Raw genomic sequence first — 22558 nt, forward strand, 5'->3', positions numbered from 1 at the left:
ATGAGCGCTGATCATCATTCAACCTACGAGCCACGCACGGGCATTGAGAAATGGGTGGATTCCCGCCTGCCGCTGCCGCGCATGGTCTACGATTCCTTTGTTGCCTATCCGGTGCCGCGGAATTTGAACTACGCCTACACTTTCGGCGCCATGCTGGCGGTGATGCTGGTGGTGCAGATCCTGACCGGCGTCGTGCTGGCGATGCACTATGCAGCCGATACCACGGTCGCGTTCGAATCGGTCGAGAAGATCACCCGTGACGTCAATCACGGCTGGCTGTTGCGCTACATGCATTCCAACGGCGCCTCGTTCTTCTTCATCGCCGTCTACCTGCACATCGCCCGCGGCCTCTACTACGGCTCCTACAAGGCGCCGCGCGAAATCCTCTGGATTCTCGGCGTGGTCATCTACCTCTTGATGATGGCAACCGGCTTCATGGGCTATGTTCTGCCCTGGGGTCAGATGTCCTTCTGGGGTGCGACGGTCATCACCGGTTTCTTCTCGGCCTTCCCCTGGGTGGGTGAGTGGATCCAGCAGTTCCTGCTCGGCGGCTTTGCCGTCGGCGACCCGACGCTCAATCGCTTCTTCTCGCTGCATTACCTGCTGCCGTTCATGATCGCCGGCGTCGTCATCCTGCATATCTGGGCGCTGCATGTCACCGGCCAGACGAACCCGACGGGCGTTGAAGTCAAGTCGAAGACCGATACCGTTCCGTTCACGCCCTATGCGACGCTGAAGGACGCTTTCGGCACGGTCATCTTCCTGTTGGCCTTTGCCTGGTTCGTCTTCTACATGCCGAACTTCCTCGGTCATCCGGACAACTATATCGACGCCAATCCGCTGAAGACGCCGGCTCACATCGTTCCGGAATGGTATTACCTGCCGTTCTACGCCATGTTGCGCGCCATCACCTTCAATGTCGGCCCGATCGACTCCAAGCTCGGCGGCGTTCTGGTGATGTTCGGCTCGATCCTCGTGCTGTTCTTTCTGCCCTGGCTCGACACGTCCAAGGTCCGGTCGGCGGTTTATCGTCCGTGGTACAAGCTGTTCTTCTGGCTGTTCGTCGCCAACGCGCTGATGCTGGGCTGGCTCGGTTCGCAGCAACCGAGCGGTATCTTCACGCTGATGGCGCAGCTTGGCACGCTTTACTACTACGCCTTCTTCCTCGTCATCATGCCTGTCCTGGGCCTGGTAGAGACACCAAGACGGATTCCGAACTCGATTACGGAAGCCGTGCTTGAAAAGACTGCCAGGGCTTGATGGAGGGGATGGGACCGATGAAAGAGCTTATCACGAGCATCGTCCTCGTCGCTGCCGTTGCCGGCGCTGGCATCGCCTTCGCGGCGGAGGAAAAGAAGGATGATCTGGCCGCGGCCGTGGCGCATGCCACGGAGGCGGGACATTATCCGATCCTCGAACCGGAGCAGGAAAAGTGGACCTTTGCCGGTATCTTCGGCAAATACGACAAGGGGCAGCTGCAGCGCGGCCTCAAGGTCTACAAGGAAGTCTGTTCGAACTGCCATTCGATGAAGCGCGTCGCCTTCCGCAACCTGGAAGACCTCGGCTATACCGAAGCGCAGGTGAAAGCCTTCGCTGCCGGATATGAAGTGCAGGACGGGCCGAATGCCGCCGGTGAGATGTTCACCCGCAAGGCGGTTCCGTCCGACTATTTCCCGCCCCCGTTCGCGAATGACGAAGCGGCTGCCGCTTCCAATGGCGGCGCGGTGCCGCCGGACTTCTCGCTGCTTGCCAAGGCACGCGGCGTGGAGCGCGGCTTCCCGCAATTCATCTTCGACATGATCCCGATCGTCGGCGGCTACCAGGAAGGCGGGCCGGATTATATCCACTCGCTGATAACAGGCTATGTCGATCCACCGGCAGGCTTCAAGGTTCCGGAAGGCACGCATTTCAATCCGCACTTCGCCAGCGGCCCGGCGCTGAAAATGCCGCCGCCGATTGCCAAGGATCAGGTCGAGTACGAAGACGGTACGCCGCAGACTGTCGACCAATATTCGCGGGATGTCGCATCCTTCATGATGTGGGCGGCTGAACCGAAGCTTGAGGAACGCAAGCGGACCGGCTTCATGGTGATGATCTTCCTGCTGGGCCTTGCCGTGCTGGTCTGGCTCACCAAGCGCTCGATCACCGGCGGCGCGCACTGATCGATTGCTGAGATTTGCGAAAGGCGGCCTCGTGCCGCCTTTTTTGCTGCCAAAACGCCGGTGGCTTGATAATGTCCGTCGGCCTTTCTTTTCGAATTTCCAACTCATGGACGGTGATATGAGCTCAGCTCGGGAAACACTGCTTGCGGCGATCCGCACCATTCCGGATTATCCGAAGCCGGGGATCATGTTTCGTGACATCACCACGCTGCTCGGCAATCCGCAGGCGTTTCGGCGCGCCATCGACGAGCTGGTGCACCCTTTTGCTGGCATGAAGATCGACAAGATCGCCGGCATCGAGGCGCGCGGCTTCATCCTCGGCGGCGCCATGGCGCACCAGATGTCGGCAGGCTTTATCCCGATCCGCAAGAAGGGCAAGCTGCCGCACGACACCGTGCGGATCGCCTACAGTCTCGAATACGGCGTCGATGAGATGGAAATGCATCGCGACGCGGTGCAGCCCGGCGAAAAGGTGATCCTGGTCGACGACCTGGTTGCGACGGGTGGCACCGCTGAGGGCGCGACCAAGCTGCTCAAGCAGATGGGGGCGGATATCGTTGCCGCCTGCTTCATCATCGACCTGCCGGAGCTTGGCGGCCGGAAGAAGCTGGAAGCGCTCGGCGTCAACGTGTTGACGCTGATCGATTTCGCGGGACATTGACGCGATCGAGAGGTGCGGAGATCACCGCTTATAGATGTCTCGCCGGTCACCTATCCGGACAACGACGATTTTGAGAACTTTGTCTTCGATGTCGGCGATAACGCGGTAGTCACCGACTCGGTATTTCCAGAAATTCCCGAGTTTCGAGCCTCTTAAGGCCTCGCCGATGCCGCGTGGGTCGTCCAGTTTGGCGACACGCTCAAAGAGGAACTTCAATATTCGCTGGGACTGTACGTGATCGATATCGTCGAGATTTCTTATGGCCAGGTTGGAAAGTTCAATTTCCCAGACCATAACGCCTCATAACCTCGGAGAGTGGCGTCGTACCGGATTTGCCGTCTTTGATATCCTGCAATTCCTGCTCGGCAAGATAGAGGTCTTCAAGATCTCCCAGATATTCGATGATCGCCTCCTCAAGAAATGACGACTTGGTGCGACCAGTCGCTTTCTCCAGCTGATCAAGCCGACGTTCTATTTCCGGAGGAAGGTTGAGTGCGATCATTCGATGCTCCTTTCCCCAACTCTAACGGAACCAGCAGCAGTCTTCAACGACAGTGTTCTTCGGCACTATCATCGATGAACGGTACAAAATTGCTGCGAACCCGCGTTTTTCCTGCGCTAGCGTCAGAGAGACCCTTCAAAACGCGTTCGAGTCCATCTGCGCTTTCGAAAAGCCACGCTTCCCTTGCTGGTATTTACTTTGCAATCCATTTGTCGACGCCTTGTTCCGGTGCCGATTCACTTTCTAACATGGCTCTGCCCCAACCTATTGTCTTTTGTCATCGCCGGGAAAATTCACTCAAACTCCACCACGCCGCAGTCAAACCGCATCACCGTCTCACCGTGCTGGTTGACCCCCTCATAGGTCAGATTGCAGATATGCCGGCCCGGGCGGTGCGGAACCGGAGCGTCGCCGTTGAACTGCATCGAATAGGTGACGGTATCTCCCGCGAAGACTGGCTTCAGCCATTTGAGATTGCGGATGCCGGGGGAAGGGCCGAGTTTGGGCGGCGTGCCGCCATCGGCACGGATCGCTTCGTTCTGGTGGTAGATACTGGCGACGTTGCATTTCATCGCTGCGGCGCAGACATGCCAGCCCGAGGCGCAGAGGCCACCGAACAGCGATTGCTTGGCGAGTTCCGGATCGGTGTGGAAGGAATGCGGGTCGAATTCCCTGGCGAATTCCACGATCAGGTCGGCGGTGAATTCGTAGGTGCCGATGACCACCGGCTTGCCGACCTCAAGCAATTCGCGCATCCTCATGCGGCGGCCTCCGCGCGCATGCGGAACATGCCGGGATTTTCCATGAACATGACGACATCGCCGTTCTGGTTGGTCACCGTGTGCTGCATGCGCACAAGCCCGATGCCGGGGCGCGATTTCAACGGCCGCGAGTCGACCACTGTGGTCGTGCCGAACAGCGTATCGCCGACTCGTACCGGCTTGCGCCATTCGACGATGTCGACGCCCGGCGAGCCTTGGCTGGACGAATAGTGCAGCAGATTGTCGTAGAACATGCGCATCCACATGGCGCAGCTATGCCAGCCTGAGGCGGAGAGCCCGCCCAGGATGCTTGCCTTGCCGGCTTCCGCATCGAGGTGGAAATCCTGCGGGTCGAATTCGTTGGCGAAGTGGATGATTTCTTCGGCGGTGACGGTGCGGGAGCCGAGATCAAAGACACGCCCGGGCGTCAGATCTTCGTACCAATAACGGATCTCGGACATTTTGCTTGCATCGTCCTCCCAAAATCTCTTTTTTGCTTCGCAGATCACTTCAGGAGGGGCGATGCAAGAGAAATATGATCTCGGCGATTGGGAAAGGCGCAAGGCCACGCTTTTGCCTGTCCTGGATGCGGCGGCGAATGAAGGGCTGATCGGGCGCGACCAACTCGGCCGGCTTGCCGAATTCCTGCTCGGGCGCGGCGTGCGGATCGGCGACAGCGTCGCAGCAGCAGCGCTATCGGCAGATGGCCTGGATACGCCGATTGCGTCGGAACCGGCGCCCGCCGTCGAGGAAAGCGAGGTGCCACGCTTCATCCGCGGCTTCCATGATATCCTCATCACCATCGGCGTTGTCGTCGTACTGTTGGGGCTTGCCGGTCTCGCCACTGTCTATGCCGTGATACCGGCAGCCATTGTGCTGGCGGAGATTCTCGTGCGCCGGCAGCGCCTCGCATTGCCGGCCGTCGTGCTGACCGTGGCCTTTTCCATTGCCTGCAGCTTCGGCATCTACCCGGTGATCGAGGACCTTGGGGGTAAGCTGCCGGAGATATGGCAGCCGGTTATCGTTCTTGCGATCATTGCGATCGTCACGCTCATCTTTTTCTGGCGTTACCAGGCGCCGATCGCGTTGGCCACAGGCTTGGTCGCAGGCTATGGCGCGGCCGTGTTTAGCCTGGCGATACTGGTTATCATCCACGGACAGATCGAGAAATTCTTCGATGCTCCGATTGCCTATGCCGCTTTCCTCGGTGTCTTTGCCGCGCTGGTGTTCGGCACGGCGCTGCGCTTCGATTTTGCCGATCGATCGAGGGTGACACGGCGATCGGATGTGGCCTTCTGGATGCATCTCGCCGCGGCGCCGGCCATCCTCTACACGATCATGGCCTGCATCTATCTCAAGGGGACGGCGAGCATGATCTCGGCCAACACCAACCTCCTTCAGGCCGTCGTGATCGTTGTCGCAGTTCTGGCTATGATGATGATCGGCGTGGTCCTGGATCGGCGCGCCTTCGTCACCTCCGGGCTGCTGTCCTTCGGTTATGCCTTCAAGGTGATCCTCACGGAAGGCGGCTTCGAGAGGCTGGTGTCCTCCACCGATACGATGGCATTCGTGGTCCTGCTTGCCGTGGGCACTATCGTGCTCAGCCTCGGCATCGGCTGGCAGCCCTTGCGCCGCTTCGTGCTCGGCGTGCTGCCCGAACCTGTGCAGGCAGTGGTTCCACCCATGCGGAGCTAAAGCCGTTCAGGCCGCTTTGGAATCGGGCTCGGCCTGGCTGTCCTGATCCACCGATCGGCGTAGGTCGATCTCGATGTCACCGGGACGGATCAGCAGGCTGGAACAGAGCTGAAAGAGTTCGCCCGGCGTCTGGATGCCGGCAATGTCATCGAAAAACACCAGCGTGCCGTTGGGCTTGATCCCGGTGAAACGTGGTGCGTCGGAGGGGGCAGGACGCGGCGTGAAGACCGGGTTGAAATATTCGAGATAGCGACCGTCCTGCCAGATGGCGATCGCCTCCCGATACCGCCCTGCGACCAGTTCGAACTCCGCTTCCGTGCGGAAAAGACTGCAATTGGCAGCGAATGCACCGACGAGCTTCTGTTCGAACCCCTCATGTGTGATGCCGTAGCGGCGCGTCAGCCAATATTGGATGACATAAATGCAAGCGCTGATGCCGTGCCAGGTCTCGAACGGCATGTCCGCTTTCCACGCGTCCTGGTTCAGATCGCGGCCGAGTTCGCTGTTGAACACTTCCTGGCTCTTTCTCTCGGCCTCGACATTGCCGATGGCGCGCGAATTCGACTCTGGGCAGGCGCCCAGCACGGAGAAGGGGCGGGCGACATGGACAAAGGTCTCGCCGAACAGGATCGCCTTGAAGGCCATCTCATAGTCGACGACCGGGAATTCGAAATAGCGGCCATTGCCCAGCTTGCGAATCCGGTCGAGCAGGCGGCGTGACAGCGCGCCATGATAGATCGAACAGCCGCTGAGCGGCACATGGCTGCAATCCTCCCAAAGGAAGGCCCTGCGCATCAGCCGCTTGCGGTCAAGCAGCGTGACACCGGTGTTGAGGCTGATCGAGATGATATGCGGCCGGGAGCCTTCGGTCGGCCAGATGTAATTCGGTCCGGTCCAGCAGATCGCATCGGCATCGATCTGTCGTTCCAGATTGGCAAGGAAGCCAGCAAGCTCGGGATCGATGAAGTCGTCGTCGCCGATGAAGGATACGAACCGGCCGGTCGCGGCTTCGAGCGCGCGCTCCCAATTGTCCATCATCGCCAGCGTCTCCGGCGGCGAGGGAAGGTAGCGGATGCGCGGATCTCCAGCGAAGGCTCGCATGAAGCCATCCATGACCGCCGGATTGTCGGAATTGTCGGCAAACACGAATTCGACGTCGTCGCGTGGGCAGGCGGTGAGCGATTTGATCGCTTCCTGGAAGTAAATCTGCCGGTTGCGCGATGGAACGCAGATGGAAAGAATGGGCTTGGCCGACATGCAGGACCTCCGTTGGACTATGCCAATAGCGCCACAGCCTGTCTTGAAGCTGAAGAGATGTTACGGCCTTGCAATCGGAATTCAGCTTCGCCTTTCGCTACGCCGCCACAATATCTGCACGATGCGATTTAATTCTGCTGCTTCTGAGGTCGTGGGGAGGGGCTTAATGGAAGTTCGGATTAGGAGTGGTCTTGGCCGGATAACGCGGTCGCATCTTGGCTATGTGCTGGTCGCCGTTGTTTGCATCGTGGCGTTTGCGATCGCCAGAATGAATGAAGCTTTTCTTGCTGCCACGCTTTTGTTGGTACTCAACCTCGAAATCGTCAGAAGAACTGATCTCGACGGGTCCATGGCGGAATATCTCAACACGGTGCTCTTCCACGTCGCCTTCTTCTTCCTCGCCCCATCGTATTACTTTGACTTATTGCCTCCGCCTGTGAACAGATTCGACTCTGAGATTCAGTTTGCTGTCGAAGCCCTGGTCGTCGTACTGCTGAATATGCGCTATCAGTTTGTCTCTCTTCGCGCACTCTCCCACTTTCTCGCATTGGCGGTCATTGTCTGCCTTCCATTCGAGATTTGGCGACTGATCTGGGTGCCGCATGGACGAGTCCACGGCTTCAGCATAGCGCTTGAAGTCTATCGGTATTGGATGATGCCTGTGGAAATGATGCTGATCGCAGGGCCGTTTTTTGTGACGGCGTTGGCGATGGATTTCGGCAGCAAGGGGAACGGGTCGCAAGCGGTGATGGCAGACGTCTACTATCTCTACGCGTTGCCGCTGATGGCATTCGGTCTTTTCCCCGGCGTTGGCATTAGCCTTCAGGCGAATTGCGACCTCAATTCGACATATGTTGCGATTGGCGGGATTGTGGTGTTGATCTTGGCGGGGTTGATGCTTTCGCTCTTTACGCACAGGAAGTCGATCGTGCTCGCGTCTGCTTTGGCCGCGCTTCCCCTCGGCGTCAATCGCTGCGTTACGGCGCCGGTCTTCGAGGCCATCTTGATTGTGTGCGGTATCCTGCTGCTGACATGGCGGTGGCTGCCGAAGGGGCCGGGGCGCGGCGCATAGCAATCTTCACGGTGCTCTGCGAAACGCGCCGCAGTTCAACTCAGGTGTTGAAGCGGAAATGGATCACGTCGCCGTCAGCGACGACATATTCCTTGCCTTCGTCGCGCGCCTTGCCGGCTTCCTTGGCGGCCACTTCGCCGCCGAGGGTGACGAAGTCGTCATAGCCGATGGTGAAGGCGCGGATGAAGCCGCGTTCGAAATCCGTGTGGATCACACCGGCGGCCTGCGGCGCCTTGGTGCCGCGCTCGATCGTCCAGGCGCGGGTTTCCTTCGGGCCGACGGTGAAATAGGTGATCAGGTCGAGCAGGTGGTAGCCGGCCCGGATCAGGCGGTCGAGGCCGGCTTCTTCGAGGCCGAGTGCTGCGAGGAATTCCTTGGACTCTTCGTCCGGAAGCTGGGCGACTTCGGATTCGATGGCCGCGGAAATGATCACGCATTCCGCACCCTGATCCCTAGCCATCCTGGCTACGGCCTCGGTGTGCTGGTTGCCGGTGGCGGCTTCAACCTCGGCGACGTTGCAGACATAGAGGACCGGATGCGAGGTCAAGAGGTTGAGGCCCTTGAGAATAAGGATCTCGTCTGCCGCAAGCGTCCTCAGCAACAGGCGCGCCGGCTTGCCGTCGTTGAGCAACTTGACGACGGCTTCCATGACCGGCAGCGTCGCCATCGCGTCCTTGTCCTTGCCGGTGGCACGCTTGCGGGTCTGCTCAACCCGGCGCTCGAGGCTCTCGAGATCGGCGAGCATCAGTTCCGTCTCGATCGTGTCGGCGTCGCCGACAGGATCGATACGGCCTTCGACATGGGTGATATCGGGGTCTTCGAAGCAGCGCAGCACATGCACGATGGCGTCGACTTCGCGGATATTGGCGAGGAACTTGTTGCCCAGGCCTTCACCCTTGGAGGCACCACGGACGAGGCCGGCAATATCGACGAAAGAGATTCGAGTGGGGATGATTTCCTTGGAATGGGCGATCGCGGCAAGTTTCTGCATGCGCGGATCAGGCACAGCCACTTCGCCGGTATTCGGCTCGATGGTGCAGAACGGATAGTTGGCCGCCTGCGCCGCCGCCGTGCGCGTCAGCGCGTTGAAGAGGGTGGACTTGCCGACATTCGGCAGCCCGACAATTCCGCATTCAAAACCCATGGATCGGTCCGGTCATCTCTGATCTTGTTGCCGTTGCCTATGGGCAATGCAGCGCGAGAGGTCAAGGAGATATCGGCGTAGCATCTTGAAAATGCGGCTCTCGCGATGCAATATAAGGCCTTGCGGAGCGTGGATGGAACGCCCGCCCACGTCCTCGCCAACATCTCAGTGCCCATTCATCGGAGATTTACCGATGGCCGACAACGACGTTCTCGTCCCGAAGACCAAGATCAAGCCGAAGGTCGAAAAGCCCAAGCTTTATAAAGTGATCCTCTACAATGACGACTATACGCCACGTGAATTCGTCATCATGATCCTGCAGGCGGTGTTCAAGACCGGCGAATCCGCCGGTTACCACATCATGATCACCGCCCACCAGAAAGGGTCATGCGTGGTGGCGGTTTATACGAAGGATATCGCCGAGACGAAGGTCAAGGAGGCGATGGATTATGCCAAGGATGCGGGATTTCCGCTGATGCTGACAGCAGAGCCGGAGGAGTAGGGGGTGTTAGTTGTAATTCGGATCGGTCATCCTCAGCCGTAAGAGTTCGATCACTCCCTCGAGACCCTTATTGCCCGGCTTTATCCCGCCATATTTTCCGATATCACCGTATCGCTCGTATTCCGAGACGCAGAAGTCATCGTCCATTTCATTGAAAACGTCGTCGTACCAAACGACCTGCTTGCCGATGACGCCTACGACCCATACCTTTCTCTTCAGACTTGGCTTAGGCTCATATGACCACTTTTCCGGTAGGATTTTGGCGAGTTCCCAAACCCTCTTTTGTGGAATGGTCATCTTTAAGAATGCATCGTTGATCAGATCCCAGATTGCCGCTTCACCCTTACGCCAGTAGCCCATGTATTGTGTCCTATGCTCTGCTTGAGAGCGAGGGAAAGCCCGGGGCGATCTCCTACTACGTCACGGAGTAGGGACTTTGCGATATCGCCAAATAACCTAAGTCTACGCTCACTTCTTCTTCGGGCTCTTCGACCCCACCCCAAGCCCCTCGGCCGTAACCCAGAACACCTCGCCCTGCGATTCCGCCGTATCCAGCCAGAAGAATTCCAAATTCGGATATTCCTCTTCCAGCAACTCACGTCCGGTGCCGATCTCGCAGATCATGCCGCCGCCTGCGTTGAGGTGTTTTGGCGCCTCGGCAAGGATGCGGCGGACGAGGTCGAGGCCATCTTCGCCGCCATCGAGGGCCATGGCTGGCTCGGCCTGGTATTCGTCCGGCAGAACGGCCAGTTCCTCGTGGCCGACATAGGGCGGGTTGGTGATGATCAGGTCGTATTTCCTGTTCTTGAGCGGTGCGAACAGATCGCCCTTGTGGAGCGTGACGCGGCTCTCGACCTCGTGTTCGGCGAGGTTGAGCTTGGCGACTTCAAGTGCATCGGCCGAGAGGTCGACGGCGTCGACTTCGGCGTTGGGGAACAAGCCGGCGGCGAGCACCGCGAGACAACCGGAACCGGTGCAGATGTCGACGACGCTTTCGACGCTGAAACGGTCGGGAAGGTAGAGCGAGTCCTCCTCGCCGTCATATTCGGAGAACAGGATTTCGCCGATGAAGGAGCGCGGCACGATCACCCGCTCATCGACGATGAAGCGGATGCCCTGGATATAGGAGCGGCCGGTGAGATAGGCCGACGGCTTGCGGGTGGTGACGCGCGCTTCGATCCGGTCGGCGATCAGCCTGCGTTCCGCCGATGTCAGCCTGGCATCGAGAAAAGGATCGAGCGTGTCGATTGGCAGATCGAGCGAATCGAGGATCAGGAAAGCGGCGTCGTCGCCGGCCGTCGAGGTGCCGTGGCCGAAACTCAAATTGGCCGATCGGAAGCGGGAAATCGCATAGCGCCAGTAATCGCGGAGGGTGAAAAGCTCTTCAGTAATCTTGCTTTCGGCCATGGGCGGAATCCGTCTTGCTTCAATCCCTTACGGATACACGCTCATGCGCGTGAGCGCCATATCAGGCACCTTGTTTATCGCGATTTTCCATGTTGTTGCTTTCGCTAAAATTGTGATCCGGCCGTTAGCCTGGACTTATCGGCTCGGCGCTATGATGGCCGCCGAGGACAAGACATGATCGCGCAAGCCTATCTCTGGCACTACATCGTCGTGGGCATCCTGCTGGCCATTGTGGGTGCCGTGGCCCATGTCTGCCACGCCGTCTTCAACGTGCTGCCGGACCGCCTTTCCGACAAGCCGTGGATGGATATGCTGGTCAGCAATGGCTACAGTCTCGGCGACCGGCTGTTCGGCACGGAATATGACGATGCCGGATTTTATAAGCTCGACAGTCCAAAGAACCTGCGCAACTACGTCGTCGGCACGGTGATCGGCGGCTGGGCGGCTATGCTCCTGCTCCCGGATGCGTCCGGCATGATCGCCTACTTGATCAATTGTTCCTGCGTCTGGCTTTGGGACCTGTTTCTCTACCGTTTGGCGAACATCCATCTCTTCTGAATGGCCGCCGTCATCGTGACGGCGGCGTGTTGCGGAAGCGCGGGGTGGTCCAGGCATCTTGATCGGGATTGTTGTCTGCGAGTTCAGTCCTGACCGCCATCAGTGCCTCGCCGAGCCAGTTGCTGCCCTGCCAGTTGGCCTCGTCGTTGATCGCCGGATCGTCCCACGAAAGACCGACACCCCAGATGCGGTCATACCAGGCGCCCTCGACGAGGTGACGGCGTTCGGTTCCGAGCAGACGGGCCTTGAGATCGGGATTAGCGCTGAATTTTTTGAAATTCATGATGCAGACGATCCGGTAGGCGACGGTGCTCCAGGTGACTGTATCGAAGTTGCGGACCTGGCGGCCGAGCTCTTTCTGTTCCTTCGGCGTCGCTGCGGCCATGATCGCGGCCAGCGTCTCGTCATCGCCGAAGACGCTCGCCTTTGCCGCCATCATCGCCTGCTCCGCGTGGGAAAACTGCATGCGCTGTTCTGAGGGCACCAATTCAACTGCTCCGCTTTCTTCGACGAGGACGGGGAGGCTGGCGAAAAAGGGCGACGGGTGCCATTGGCTGAACGGGCCGCTGACGAAATAGATATGCGTGCTGGTGATGCGCATCTTCACATATTCGGTCATCGAAATATCTCCTTGTCCCTGTCTTACAGACGGAATGTCTTCACCGCATTACCGCGCTCCAGGTCCTTGCTCGCCATGAACAGTGCAGCCTTGTCCTCCTCTTCGCGGCGGACCGCCATGAGGTCGAGGATGGTCTGTAGCCGCTGGATCGCCCTGGCCTTGTTGCGGTGTTGCGAGCGTTCGTCGCGGCAGACGACGGTGATGCCGGTCGGAATGTGGGTTGCCCGCACGGCACTGTCCGTCGTGTTCTGATGCTGGCCGCCAGGACCGCCGGCGCGCAGGGTTTCGAACCGAAGGTCTTTTGCGTCGATTGTCGTTTGCATATCTGCATTTTGGAAATGGAGGCGCTGAATGCCGACGAACCAGTTCTGGCGTTGATGGCCTTTGCGGACCGGGCTCTTGAAGACGAAGCGGATCGTGCCGTACCAGCCGTCGGCCAGGAGAGCGGCTTGCGCTCCCCTAATCGTGACGACGGCGGATTTCGGGCCGTGATCGTCGGGCTGTGGTCCGGTCGTCGCTTCGAAGCTGCAGGTGCGTGCAGCAGCTTCGCGCTCCAGCAGCCGGAGCAGGGCTGCGAGAGCGATGCGGCATTCGACCGGGCCGTTGCCGGAGGTCAGGAACAGCGTCACTTCATCCATGGCGCATCCTCCTGATCGTCGAGCGGTCCCGGTCCTTCGAACGTTCTCGCTCTATCCGGTCCGGCTGCACGCTCTTATAGGTCACCAGCGGCTTCATGGTCGCCAGCGGTTGGACGAGGCCGAACGAGGCAAGGTCGGCGACCACCTTGCCGGCATCCTTATAGGCACTTGCGGCCTCCTCGATCAGCAGCGCGCGATCGTCGCAGATGGCAACGCCACCCCACTCATTACCCCCAAGAGCCTCGCGCTCGGAGCGTGTCGCGCCGACGCGGCCATGCATGGCCTTGCGGTCATACTTCCGGCCCGCGCCGTGGGAAATGCCCCAGTGGGCTTCTTCCGCCGCCGGCAGGACCTTGACCAGATGGCTGAGGGTGGCCCGTGAACCGGCGACCGGTGCGATCGCGCCGGCACTGACGGCAGCGGCACCCTTGTAGTGCACCACGCCTTCGCCAGTAAGCCGAACGAGATTATGTGGCACATCGGCGACCAGGCTGATATCGGCGCGCAAAGCCGCGGCCGCTCGTTCCGCGATCATCTGACGATTGACGGAGGCCCATTCCACCGCGGCGTTGTGGCTGAGCAGCCAGTCGACGGCGGCCTCCGTGCCCATCTCGATGCCCTCGGCGAGTGAGCCGTGCGCTTCGATCGTTTCCCGGAAGACTTGGGCGCCGAGTGCGCGCGAGCCGGAATGGACGAGCAGATAGAGCCGCTGGCGATCGAGCAGGCCTTCAGCGTCACCGTCGACCACATCGGCAACCGCCTGCACCTCGCAGAAATGATTGCCGCCACCGATCGTGCCAAGCGAATCCGCGAAGAAATCGCCCGGCATGCCCTGTGCCTCCAGCCGGTCGGCCTGGTCCGTCAGCGCGATATCCTCGAGCTTGCGCAACTGCTCAGCTGCCTTGTCGACCCTGAATTTGCGCAGCGGCAGATCGAGCTCGAAGACGGACATGCCGCAGCCGATATCGTTGCCGATCAGCTGCGGATAGAGGCGATGCGCCAGCGCCGTCATGCCGACAGGACCGTATTTGCCAGGATGCAGATCGGGGAAGCCGGCGAGCGATAGCATGTCGGGCAGGGCCGCGACATGGTTCAATTGTTCTATAGCCGCGCCTTCGATCCAGCTTGCGGCGGTGAAGAAATGGCGGATGGCAGCCTTGCGCATGCCATCGCCGGGGACGGAATCCCCGAAAATATTGCCCATGATGAGAAATCCAGAACAGGTCAATCAGCCGGCTCTCAGGCCGGCAGGATAGGTCCGCTCAGCGCGTCGACGCTGATCAGCCGTTAAGCCCGGTGGGGCGTATGGAAATGGACTGCGTCATTTTCCGCTCCCGTTCTGGAATTGAACTGCGCCCGAGATGAACCTTTCCGTCGGGAAGTTCAAGCGCCAATTTTGACGAAAGGCAATGCAATCAGCGACTGTTGCGTCACGGACACGCCCTTGGGAGGAGAGGGTGGGATATTGCTGTGGTCGACTGGGCGCTTGAAATGAAAATCCCGGGCGTATGGAACACCCGGGATGGAAATCGTGCGGGCTTGATGGATCAGAATTCCGTCCACTGCTGCTGCAGCTGGTTGAGCGCCGCATTGCCGCGCGAGACCGGCATGGCGCGCTGGGCTGCAACCGGCGCTTTGCCGACCGGCGTCGGGGCGGGGCGGCGGGCGGGAGCGGCAGCCGCTTCGCCAGTACGGAAGGCGGCGAGCAGGTCACCGAGACGGGCGCTTTCCTCGGCAAGGCCGGCGCCGGCGGCGTTCATCTGTTCCACCATGGCGGCGTTCTGCTGAGTTGCCTGGTCCATATGGTTGACGGCGCTGTTGATTTCGCCGAGCCCCATCGACTGTTCCTGGGCCGCGATGGCAATCGCGTCCATGTGCTGGTTGATCTGCTGGACGAGCTCGGCGATGGCCGAGAGGCCGGCGCCGGTGTCGCTGACGAGGCGCACGCCTTCGCTGACAGCGATCTCCGAATTGCCGATCAGAGCCTTGATTTCCTTGGCGGCTTTGGCGGAGCGCTGGGCGAGTTCGCGCACTTCCTGGGCGACGACGGCAAAGCCCTTGCCGGCTTCACCGGCGCGGGCGGCCTCGACACCGGCATTGAGCGCCAAGAGGTTGGTCTGGAAGGCGATCTCGTCGATGACGCCGATGATCTGGCTGATCTGCTTCGACGAATGCTCGATCTTGCCCATGGCGTCGACGGCGTCGCTGACCACTTTGCCCGAGCTTTCGGCCTGGCTGCGGGTGCCGCGGACGAGATCACGGGCCTCGCCGGCGCGCATGGACGTCGACTTGACATTGGCCGTGACCTGTTCAAGCGCCGCGGCGGTTTCCTCCAGCGAGGCTGCCTGCTGTTCGGTGCGCTTGGAGAGGTTGTCGGAGGCGCTGGAAATCTCGGCGCTGCCGGTGCGGACCTGGGCGGCCGTCTGGCCGACGCCGCGCATGGCCTCACGCAACTGCCGTACCGAGGTGTTGAAGTCGTGGCGCAGGTGTTCGAACTGGGCGCCGAACTCGGTGTTGATTTCGCATTGCAGGTCGCCGGCGGCGAGACTGCGCAGGCCGTTTGCCAGAACGCCGGTGGCCTGGGTGAGGCGGGCCTCGGTATCGGCTTCGGCGCGGCGCTGCACGTCGATGCGTTCGCGCTCGGAGGCGGTGCGGGCGGTTTCGGCTTCGGCTTCCAGCGCTTTGTTGTGGACAGCGGCCTTCTGGAAGACTTCGACCGAACGAGCCATTTCGCCGATTTCGTCCTTACGCTCGGCGCCGCCGATCTTGATGGCGAGGTCGCCGTCGGCAAGGGCGTGCATGTTGCGGGTCAACGTGCCGATCGGGCGCGCTACGCGCAGGATGATGACGAAGATGCCGGCAATGCTGAGAGCGGCAGCAACCAGGAAGATTGCGAGGTAGCCGAGCATGGCGCTGAACGCCTGCTGTTGGCTGGCCCCTGCTTCATCCACCATGCCGTCGGCGGCGCTGGCGGCGACATTGGCAATGAACAGCAGCGCTGCATTGCCGACCGGGCGCCATTGGTCGATCGGTTCTGGAGACTTTGCACCTGCGGCCAGCTTCTGCATCAGGGCGGCGCGGTGCGGCGCATAGTCGCCACCGAAATAGCCCGTTGCCGCGGCCTGATAGGCATCCTTGACGTTCTGTGGCGTATCTTGATGATCGACCAGCACGCCGACGGCCTTCCAGAGGGCTGCCACGGTATTGTCGCTTGCAGCAATCTTCTCCAGGTCTGCGGCCGTCATTTTTTGGCCCGAGGCCAGCGTGGTGTTGATTGCCAGGTTGGCGGCGCCGGCAGTGGCGCGCGACGTCCAGGCAAGGGCGCGGACTTCGATCATTGCGGTCATGGACGGGTCACGCAGGCGAATCTGCCCTTCGGTCGCCGTCGAGCCTGTTTCCAGTGCGGTCAGCAACTGCTGGCCGAGCGTGAGGCACTTGTCCTGAAGGCCCTTGTCGCGATCGGCAAGTTTTTGCGTCAGGGCATTATCGATGTCACTGCGGAACGCGATCACCTGATCGAAGACGTTCATGACGTCGGCGATCGGTGCCTTCAGATCAGGATTGTCGATCGTCGCATAGACGGATTTCGCTTCGGCCATGGCCTGGTCGACAAAGCCGCGATCCTTTTTCAGCGAGTCGAGTGTCGCATCGAGCGTACCGAGCTCCATGGTGACGGCGGAGGCACCGTCACCGCGCTCGTTGCGAAATTTTGCAAGCGTCTTGAACAGCGCACGGTCCAACTGGGTCAACTGGGAGACTTCATTGAATACCGTGTGGCGGCTATAGGCATCCAAAGCTGCGGATGCGGTGAGAACGCAGATCGCTGCGCTCAGGATCAGGAACAACCCGATCAGCGTATTGCGAATGGAGAGAGTCACGTCGGCCCCTATGTCGTTGTCCAGCGGACGGGTGTGCCCCACATCAAATCCGCCGATCCGAAAAAAATCATGATGGCCAGCTGAGACCGCCATCTCTCTTCCGCGTTGCTGCGTTGCGTTGCGGCATTGCTGCAATGGTTACGGAGTGGCCGAGGATAGGCAGCTGTTTGTTGAAACAGAATTAATAGAGACCCGTCAAAATCCGTAAAATATACTGATATTTCCCGGAAAAACGATCGAGCACGACGCTTCTTTGTGGTGCTTTGCGCGGAATTGAAATTTCAGATTGTTGAATTTTATCTGTTTCTAATCTGAAAGCCGGTCTTGCTCTGGGTAAAACCGCAGCCTTCATAAAACCGATGGACCGCCGGATCGGCACGGCCGGTCAGCAACATCACCTTGTAGCAGCCGGCATCGAAGGCCAAGTCGATCGCGTTGCGAATGACGGCCCGTCCGTGACCGTTTTGCCGGTGGCCGGGATGCGTCACGACGTTTTCAACCAACGCGTAGGAAGCGCCGCCGCGCGTCAGGTTGGGGACGATGATGAGGGTGCAGGTCGCGACCACGGTTTCACCGGCCTGGACACAGAGGATCGTCATGCCGGGCTGGGCAAGCATGGCGCGCAGCCTGTCCTCCGCAGCTGCGCGCGGCAAGGGCGGATCGGCGGGATTGAGGTGATGGTAGAGAAGGAGAAGCGCATCGAGATCGTCGAGGCGCGCGGCACGGATTTCGCTCTTCATGTCAGAACCTTAGCCAGTCGGTCATGACACAGATGTGACGTCATCATTCGCTTTTGGAGCCGAACAGCTTTTTCAACATGTCGGCCATCGGGCCGGAGGTGGGGAGATTGGGCTTGTGGTTGCGTGCCTGGTGCACATGCGACTGGGTTGCCGGCTTCGGCTTCTCGGCGGCATCAGGCTTTTTCTTCTGCTCCGGCGCGTTGCCCGACAGCTTGTTCATGAACTGGCTGGCGTCGCCCTTGAACACTAGGCCGGCGTTCAGCGCGATGTCATCGAGCAGCGGTTCGAGCCAGCTAAGGTCGGCCTTGGAGAAATCGCCGAGCACATGGCCGTGGACCAATTCCTTGACACCGGGATGGCCGATGCCGAGGCGAACGCGGCGATAGTCGCGGCCGCAATGCGCGTCTATGGATTTGAGACCATTGTGGCCGCCATTGCCGCCGCCGACCTTGACGCGCACCTTGCCGGCCGGCAGGTCGAGCTCATCATGGAAGACGGTGATGTCGGCCTGTGTCAGCTTATAGAAGCGCATGGCATCGCCCACCGCTTCGCCGGAGAGATTCATGAAGGTCTGCGGCTTCATCAGCAGCACCTTCTCGCCGTCGATTTCGCCTTCGGAAACCTCCGACTTGAATTTCTTCGACCAGGGGCCAAAGGGCAGTTTGCGGTGGATCGTGTCGACCGCCATGAAGCCGATATTGTGGCGATTGTCCTGATACTTGCCGCCGGGATTGCCGAGGCCTGCAAAGATGAGCATGGCGCTGCCTGTATGTCGTTCCTACGCCGTTTAGGCCGACATATCAGGCAAAAGTCAACAGCGCTCAGTGATGCAGGTCGAGCTTGTTGATCTTGCGGTGCAGGGTGGCGCGGCTGATGCCGAGCATTTGCGCCGTCAGCGAGACATTGCCATTGTTGCGCGACAGCGCCCGCCGCAATGCGGCTCGTTCGGCTTCCAACAGGTCGCGGCCATCCGGTTCCGCATGCTCGCGCAGCAGATCGGCAGCCGGTATGCCGTCGTCGATCATATGGTCGTCCAGTTTCAGCGCCAACCGGGCGGCGCGGGTGGCGCCGAGCACCATGTCGTCGCGGTCGACGGCGAGCAGGGCCGAGCCGGCATGCGAGACTGAATTGACCATGACGATGCGGGCGCTGCTATAGGCGCGGCGAAAGAGGTTGACCTCGATGCGCGAGGCCGTGTCGCGCACGGCCTGCGCCAAGACCGGCATGATCATCTCGGTTGCGTCCTGACGCGCGGTGGAGATGTCGATGGCCGCAATGATCTGGCCCTTATGGTCGCGCACGGGGGCCGTGGCGCAGGAAAGACCGATATTGGCCGAGAGAAAATGCTGATCGCGATAGACGGTGACGATGCGGCCATCGGCAAGCGCGGTACCGATGCCATTGGTGCCGGCGCTCGCCTCGCTCCAGTCATTGCCGGTCCACAGGCCGAGATCGCGAAAATCCTTGTCTTCCGATGCGATACCGCGGCGATCCAGCACGACGCCATTGCTGTCGGTAAAGACGAGGCAGCAGCCGGCCTTGCCAACCATGGAAAACAGCCAGTCGAGTTCGCGCGATGCTTCCTCGACGACGTGGCCGGAATGTTCGATCACTTCCTGAAACTCCGCTTCGGTGAGGCGGACCGGGCCGCGAATTTCCTCCGGCGAGAGCTTGTGGCGGGTGAGGCAGCGGTGCCAGGAGGCCGTGATCGGCGAGCTTGCGCCGGCGGATTTTGCCTGCGCGATCGCGTAGACCAAATCGGAATGCTGATTGGCTGCAGCCATTGGCTCCTCCCAGAGCGCCAGTTCTCCTCATGCAGGCTGAACATTAGCACAACGGGATGAGAAGCCAATTGATCTAGGTCATTCCTTTGGTCGCGCGAGGCGGGGCGCTGTCGCAGATTTGCGACAGCGCCGTAACGTCAGAAGCGAGGCAACGGGCGCCCATTGACGGTGACGGCCGCGGAGCGGTCGATATTGACGTTCCAGACGATCGTGCCATCCGGCTGTTGCTTACCAAGACCCTTAGCCATGAGGACAAAGAAGGATGCCTGGCCGAACTGCGGCACGCTGTTGGCATTGGTTTGCAGGAAGCTCACGGTCTTGTCGAGATCGCGGGCTGTGATGGTGAAATTCGCTTCGCCCTGATCGCGCCGATCGGCGAGATTGAGATCGAGCGATCCTGAGAGAGTAATGTCGTAGAATTGGGATCGGGCATAAGTGTCCTGGAAGTCCACTTTCAGCCCATGCGAAAAGGCCGCGAGCGCGATGTCCCTGCGGCGCTTTGCCTTGTTCTGCAGGCGCTGCGTTCGCACCATAGTCAGGAGGGCTGCCTCAGGATCAAGCCGCCTTAAGGTGAAACCAAATGCCGCCTTGTCAGGCATGGCCTGCTCAATGGCGTGCGGAAAGCGGCCGGGCTTTGCAGTTGGGTGATCGACGCTCAGATCGACACCGACTGCATAGTCCTGCGGTGTGCCGAAAAACTTCAAATGATGTTCGATGTGGTTCGCGAACAGCTTGATATCCCGAAATGACAGTTCGTCATCATCCCAAGTTGCGTGATCATCGAGATTTTCCAACAAAGAAGGATGGTCCCGAAACGCGACAATCAACTTCACTATGGTGGTGTTTATCGGATCGTCCTTCTGCATGAGAGCGGTCGCGATGCTGGTCAGTCCGCCCGCGTCGAAGCCTGCAAACGACGTGAGATCATGAACCGATTTGGCCTGCAGGACATATTCGTCCGGCAGCCCGCGGAATTTGCGCATTTCCCGTGCCGCTTGCGAGGTTATTTCTGCCGAGCCCTGCACCAGACCTTTTTCGCCATGCGCCACTTTCGCTACCACTCTGTAGTCCTTGATCGAACTTGAACTCAATTGCTCATTGTTCGCGCTATGGCTGCTAATGTCCAAATCCTTGATCATGAGCTTGGCGGTCGTCGATCGGACGGCTTCGTCGAAAGCGGCAGTCAGGTCGTAGCTACCGCTAAGGTACTGAAAATGCGCGGTCTGCCCAGTCCAGAACGTATCGCCGACAACCGACATGGCTTGCCCATGCGCTGCAATATTCCAGGTTTGGCCGACCGCCTTGTCGAAAAGGAAGTCGAGCGGCGTCATTTCCGTGATCTGGAAAATGCTCTTCAATTGCGTCAGGCCCGGCGCCAGGTTGACATGCGCTCGATATCGGTTGTCGCCTTCGGGCGAGATTTGGAGAAGGTCGCGAAGCGTAGCCGGCAGGGCGCTTTTCAGCTGCCGTTCGATGCCAAGCGTGCCATCGACGTTCTTGTCCACTGCGGCTTTCGCGGCAACAGGAATGAGAGCCATAATAACACTGGCGAAATATGCAGAAATCTTCATAAATATGCCCCGGCTGACTTCAGACTGGTCACAGTCTGTTCAAAAAACCAGGACGTGGTCAACCATGGCGGGAACAAAAAACGTCGGCGCGAGGCCGGCGTTTAGACGCGTGGGACAGTGCGCTCAATGCGCCATTTCATGGCCGTTGATCGTCAGCTTACCGGCTTTGTCGGCCTTGATGTTCCAGATCATCAAGCCGTCGCCCTGCGGCTCACCCATGCCTTTTGCCATCAGCAGGAAGAAAGATGCATCGCCGAACCAAGGTACGGTGTTGGCATTGGCCTGCAGGAATGAGACTGTCCTGTCCAGACCGTGGGCAGTGACGGTGACATCCATCTCGGGGCAGGGGTTCGGCAGGGCGAGATTTACAGAAATCCAGCCGGATACGTTTGCTGAATAATATTGCGAGTGCATGTACGTGCCGACCAAATCAAGGCGCATAGTCCCCGGTCGCCATAATATGTTCGATACCCAGTCCTCTGAGTCGGGGGCATCGGTGAAAGTCGGTCGCGTGAAGAATGCGCGTAGCGCGTCCTGAATTTTAACGTCGCTCAAGCGCATGCCAAAACCGGCTTCGTCCGGCATCGCCAATTCGACAGGATGTGGAAAAGTGCCGGGCTTGAGCAGCGGCTTTTCCATCGCCATGGTCGCAGTCGCCACACCCGGTCTGTCAGCGCTGAGTCTGACCGCGATTCTGATCAAGTCGGCAGAAACTTCGTGACCGCCAAATGTGATTTTCGGTTTGGAAATGAAGGAGTTTTCAATCAGACCGGAGAACAGAGAGGAGCCCGGCTTAAGGAGGTTGGAAAGCTCCTGCCTCTGCTCGGGATTCAAGGCACCAAGCGACGGTGCGCCATTCACCACAAACATTTTGAAGACCTGTTGTACGGTTTCCAGGTCGATACCCGTGACATTGTCGGTGTCGATGACGGAGGCCCCCGAGATTTCCAGCGGCTGACCGTGAAACTCTTGGCCGGTTACTCTTATCCGAAAGTTCTCTGTCACGGCATTCAACATTGCATCGACCTTGCCGGCCTTCGGATCGGTAGTCGTGAGCTTCAAAACGTAGTCGTGTGCAGACTCTTCCTTGCGCTGCGTTGGGCTGCCATTGGAATATTTCCAATCTTTGAAATGCAGATTGGCGTGCAAGGGATAGAGGCGGACGGGATCATATAAAGCGTCTGCCTGATAATCTCCGGCGTCGAACTCCAGGTGATAGCCCCTCGTTTCGTCCATGACCTCGCCCTTCATATGCAGGCCGCCATGCGCGGCCAGAATCCAGAGACCATCACTTCGTGGTGCGATCGTGCCGGCAATCGGGGTCATCTCGGAAATATTCAGCAGTGTCTCTGCGGCGTCGGTGACGGCCTTGATATCGATCCGGGTGTCATAGCGGTTGCCGGCGGGTAATATCTTGAGGGCTGCCCGGAACGAGGGAGGCAACAGGCTGGCAATCTGTGCTTCGATGGATTTCGCATTCTCACGCGTAACATCAGCTGCATTCGCCGCAAGCGGCGTTAAGCCGAGGACAAAGAAACTTAAATATGCAAAATACCTCATAAAACATGCTCCCGGCTACGTCAGGCTGACCGCACTCTGTTCAAAAA

25 protein-coding genes are annotated in these 22558 nt (G+C 59.5%); 8 read left to right on the forward strand and 17 right to left on the reverse strand.

Features of this window, described 5'->3' with window-relative positions; translation table 11 throughout:
• The 3 genes from AC1DYF_RS05055 to AC1DYF_RS05065 all read left to right on the forward strand — a co-directional run bounded on the left by AC1DYF_RS05055 (position 1) and on the right by AC1DYF_RS05065 (position 2823).
• Positions 1 to 1260 (forward strand): cytochrome b, encoded by a 1260-nt coding sequence (locus tag AC1DYF_RS05055; RefSeq protein WP_477875589.1) that lies wholly within the window; start codon positions 1 to 3, stop codon positions 1258 to 1260.
• A 17-nt stretch (positions 1261 to 1277) separates the two neighbouring features.
• Entirely contained in the window at positions 1278 to 2162 is an 885-nt protein-coding gene (locus AC1DYF_RS05060; RefSeq protein WP_477875590.1) for a cytochrome c1, read from the forward strand.
• A 118-nt stretch (positions 2163 to 2280) separates the two neighbouring features.
• Positions 2281 to 2823, forward strand: coding sequence for an adenine phosphoribosyltransferase (locus tag AC1DYF_RS05065; protein WP_477875591.1), 543 nt, complete (start codon positions 2281 to 2283; stop codon positions 2821 to 2823).
• A 21-nt stretch (positions 2824 to 2844) separates the two neighbouring features.
• Here the strand turns inward: AC1DYF_RS05065 and AC1DYF_RS05070 are convergent, their stop codons facing one another.
• From AC1DYF_RS05070 to AC1DYF_RS05085, 4 genes are all read right to left on the reverse strand, one after another.
• The gene (locus AC1DYF_RS05070) at positions 2845 to 3117 is read right to left on the reverse strand and encodes a type II toxin-antitoxin system RelE family toxin (RefSeq protein WP_477875592.1); all 273 of its coding nucleotides are present in this window, start codon (positions 3115 to 3117) and stop codon (positions 2845 to 2847) included.
• The gene (gene relB / locus AC1DYF_RS05075) at positions 3101 to 3325 is read right to left on the reverse strand and encodes a type II toxin-antitoxin system RelB family antitoxin (RefSeq protein ID WP_477875593.1); all 225 of its coding nucleotides are present in this window, start codon (positions 3323 to 3325) and stop codon (positions 3101 to 3103) included. Before relB ends, AC1DYF_RS05070 begins: the two co-directional genes overlap by 17 nt.
• 293 nt (positions 3326 to 3618) lie before the next feature.
• On the reverse strand, positions 3619 to 4086 hold the full coding sequence (locus AC1DYF_RS05080; RefSeq protein ID WP_477875594.1) for a MaoC family dehydratase: 468 nt from the start codon (positions 4084 to 4086) through the stop codon (positions 3619 to 3621).
• Positions 4083 to 4547: a MaoC family dehydratase gene (locus tag AC1DYF_RS05085; protein ID WP_477875595.1), complete on the reverse strand. Its 465-nt coding sequence runs from the start codon at positions 4545 to 4547 to the stop codon at positions 4083 to 4085. The genes AC1DYF_RS05080 and AC1DYF_RS05085 overlap by 4 nt, the downstream gene beginning before the upstream one ends.
• A gap of 61 nt (positions 4548 to 4608) precedes the next feature.
• Between AC1DYF_RS05085 and AC1DYF_RS05090 the strand changes: the two genes are divergently transcribed.
• The gene (locus tag AC1DYF_RS05090; protein ID WP_477875596.1) at positions 4609 to 5781 is read left to right on the forward strand and encodes a hypothetical protein; all 1173 of its coding nucleotides are present in this window, start codon (positions 4609 to 4611) and stop codon (positions 5779 to 5781) included.
• Positions 5782 to 5787: 6 nt separating this feature from the next.
• On the opposite strand, the gene AC1DYF_RS05095 is transcribed toward AC1DYF_RS05090, so the two are convergent.
• Positions 5788 to 7038: a glycosyltransferase family 2 protein gene (locus tag AC1DYF_RS05095; RefSeq protein ID WP_477875597.1), complete on the reverse strand. Its 1251-nt coding sequence runs from the start codon at positions 7036 to 7038 to the stop codon at positions 5788 to 5790.
• 166 nt (positions 7039 to 7204) lie between these two features.
• Here AC1DYF_RS05095 and AC1DYF_RS05100 point away from each other — a divergent pair, with 166 nt between their 5' ends.
• On the forward strand, positions 7205 to 8110 hold the full coding sequence (locus AC1DYF_RS05100) for a hypothetical protein (RefSeq protein WP_477875598.1): 906 nt from the start codon (positions 7205 to 7207) through the stop codon (positions 8108 to 8110).
• Positions 8111 to 8150: 40 nt separating this feature from the next.
• Here the strand turns inward: AC1DYF_RS05100 and ychF are convergent, their stop codons facing one another.
• A complete protein-coding gene (gene ychF / locus AC1DYF_RS05105; RefSeq protein WP_477875599.1) occupies positions 8151 to 9254 on the reverse strand; it encodes a redox-regulated ATPase YchF in 1104 nt (367 codons plus the stop codon).
• 193 nt (positions 9255 to 9447) lie between these two features.
• Here ychF and clpS point away from each other — a divergent pair, with 193 nt between their 5' ends.
• Complete coding sequence (clpS, locus tag AC1DYF_RS05110) at positions 9448 to 9756, forward strand: ATP-dependent Clp protease adapter ClpS (protein ID WP_477875600.1); 309 nt, start codon at positions 9448 to 9450, stop codon at positions 9754 to 9756.
• A 6-nt stretch (positions 9757 to 9762) separates the two neighbouring features.
• Here clpS and AC1DYF_RS05115 read toward each other — a convergent pair whose 3' ends face one another.
• Positions 9763 to 10116 carry a hypothetical protein gene (locus AC1DYF_RS05115; protein WP_477875601.1) on the reverse strand — a complete coding sequence of 118 codons (354 nt, stop codon included), beginning with the start codon at positions 10114 to 10116 and terminating at the stop codon, positions 9763 to 9765.
• Between the two features lie 108 nt (positions 10117 to 10224).
• Positions 10225 to 11163, reverse strand: coding sequence for a 50S ribosomal protein L3 N(5)-glutamine methyltransferase (prmB, locus tag AC1DYF_RS05120; protein WP_477875602.1), 939 nt, complete (start codon positions 11161 to 11163; stop codon positions 10225 to 10227).
• A 43-nt stretch (positions 11164 to 11206) separates the two neighbouring features.
• Between prmB and AC1DYF_RS05125 the strand changes: the two genes are divergently transcribed.
• Positions 11207 to 11341, forward strand: coding sequence for a hypothetical protein (locus AC1DYF_RS05125; protein WP_477875603.1), 135 nt, complete (start codon positions 11207 to 11209; stop codon positions 11339 to 11341).
• Entirely contained in the window at positions 11338 to 11721 is a 384-nt protein-coding gene (locus AC1DYF_RS05130) for a hypothetical protein (RefSeq protein ID WP_477875604.1), read from the forward strand. The genes AC1DYF_RS05125 and AC1DYF_RS05130 overlap by 4 nt, the downstream gene beginning before the upstream one ends.
• 10 nt (positions 11722 to 11731) lie before the next feature.
• Here the strand turns inward: AC1DYF_RS05130 and AC1DYF_RS05135 are convergent, their stop codons facing one another.
• The 9 genes from AC1DYF_RS05135 to AC1DYF_RS05175 form a co-directional block, all read right to left on the reverse strand.
• A complete protein-coding gene (locus AC1DYF_RS05135; RefSeq protein WP_477875605.1) occupies positions 11732 to 12340 on the reverse strand; it encodes an NADAR family protein in 609 nt (202 codons plus the stop codon).
• Between the two features lie 23 nt (positions 12341 to 12363).
• Positions 12364 to 12978, reverse strand: coding sequence for a peptide chain release factor H (gene prfH, locus AC1DYF_RS05140; RefSeq protein ID WP_477875606.1), 615 nt, complete (start codon positions 12976 to 12978; stop codon positions 12364 to 12366).
• The gene (locus AC1DYF_RS05145) at positions 12971 to 14182 is read right to left on the reverse strand and encodes an RNA ligase RtcB family protein (protein ID WP_477875607.1); all 1212 of its coding nucleotides are present in this window, start codon (positions 14180 to 14182) and stop codon (positions 12971 to 12973) included. The genes prfH and AC1DYF_RS05145 overlap by 8 nt, the downstream gene beginning before the upstream one ends.
• 343 nt (positions 14183 to 14525) lie before the next feature.
• On the reverse strand, positions 14526 to 16856 hold the full coding sequence (locus AC1DYF_RS05150) for a methyl-accepting chemotaxis protein (protein ID WP_477875666.1): 2331 nt from the start codon (positions 16854 to 16856) through the stop codon (positions 14526 to 14528).
• Between the two features lie 296 nt (positions 16857 to 17152).
• The gene (locus tag AC1DYF_RS05155; protein WP_477875608.1) at positions 17153 to 17596 is read right to left on the reverse strand and encodes a GNAT family N-acetyltransferase; all 444 of its coding nucleotides are present in this window, start codon (positions 17594 to 17596) and stop codon (positions 17153 to 17155) included.
• Positions 17597 to 17639: 43 nt separating this feature from the next.
• On the reverse strand, positions 17640 to 18353 hold the full coding sequence (gene pth, locus AC1DYF_RS05160) for an aminoacyl-tRNA hydrolase (protein WP_477875609.1): 714 nt from the start codon (positions 18351 to 18353) through the stop codon (positions 17640 to 17642).
• A gap of 64 nt (positions 18354 to 18417) precedes the next feature.
• Positions 18418 to 19380 carry a helix-turn-helix domain-containing protein gene (locus tag AC1DYF_RS05165; protein WP_477875610.1) on the reverse strand — a complete coding sequence of 321 codons (963 nt, stop codon included), beginning with the start codon at positions 19378 to 19380 and terminating at the stop codon, positions 18418 to 18420.
• Positions 19381 to 19517: 137 nt separating this feature from the next.
• A complete protein-coding gene (locus AC1DYF_RS05170; protein WP_477875611.1) occupies positions 19518 to 20951 on the reverse strand; it encodes a hypothetical protein in 1434 nt (477 codons plus the stop codon).
• A 123-nt stretch (positions 20952 to 21074) separates the two neighbouring features.
• Positions 21075 to 22511 (reverse strand): hypothetical protein, encoded by a 1437-nt coding sequence (locus AC1DYF_RS05175; protein ID WP_477875612.1) that lies wholly within the window; start codon positions 22509 to 22511, stop codon positions 21075 to 21077.
• Between the last annotated feature and the right edge of the window lie 47 nt (positions 22512 to 22558).

The sequence above is a fragment of the Rhizobium sp. P2_G9 genome (genome assembly GCF_056403475.1).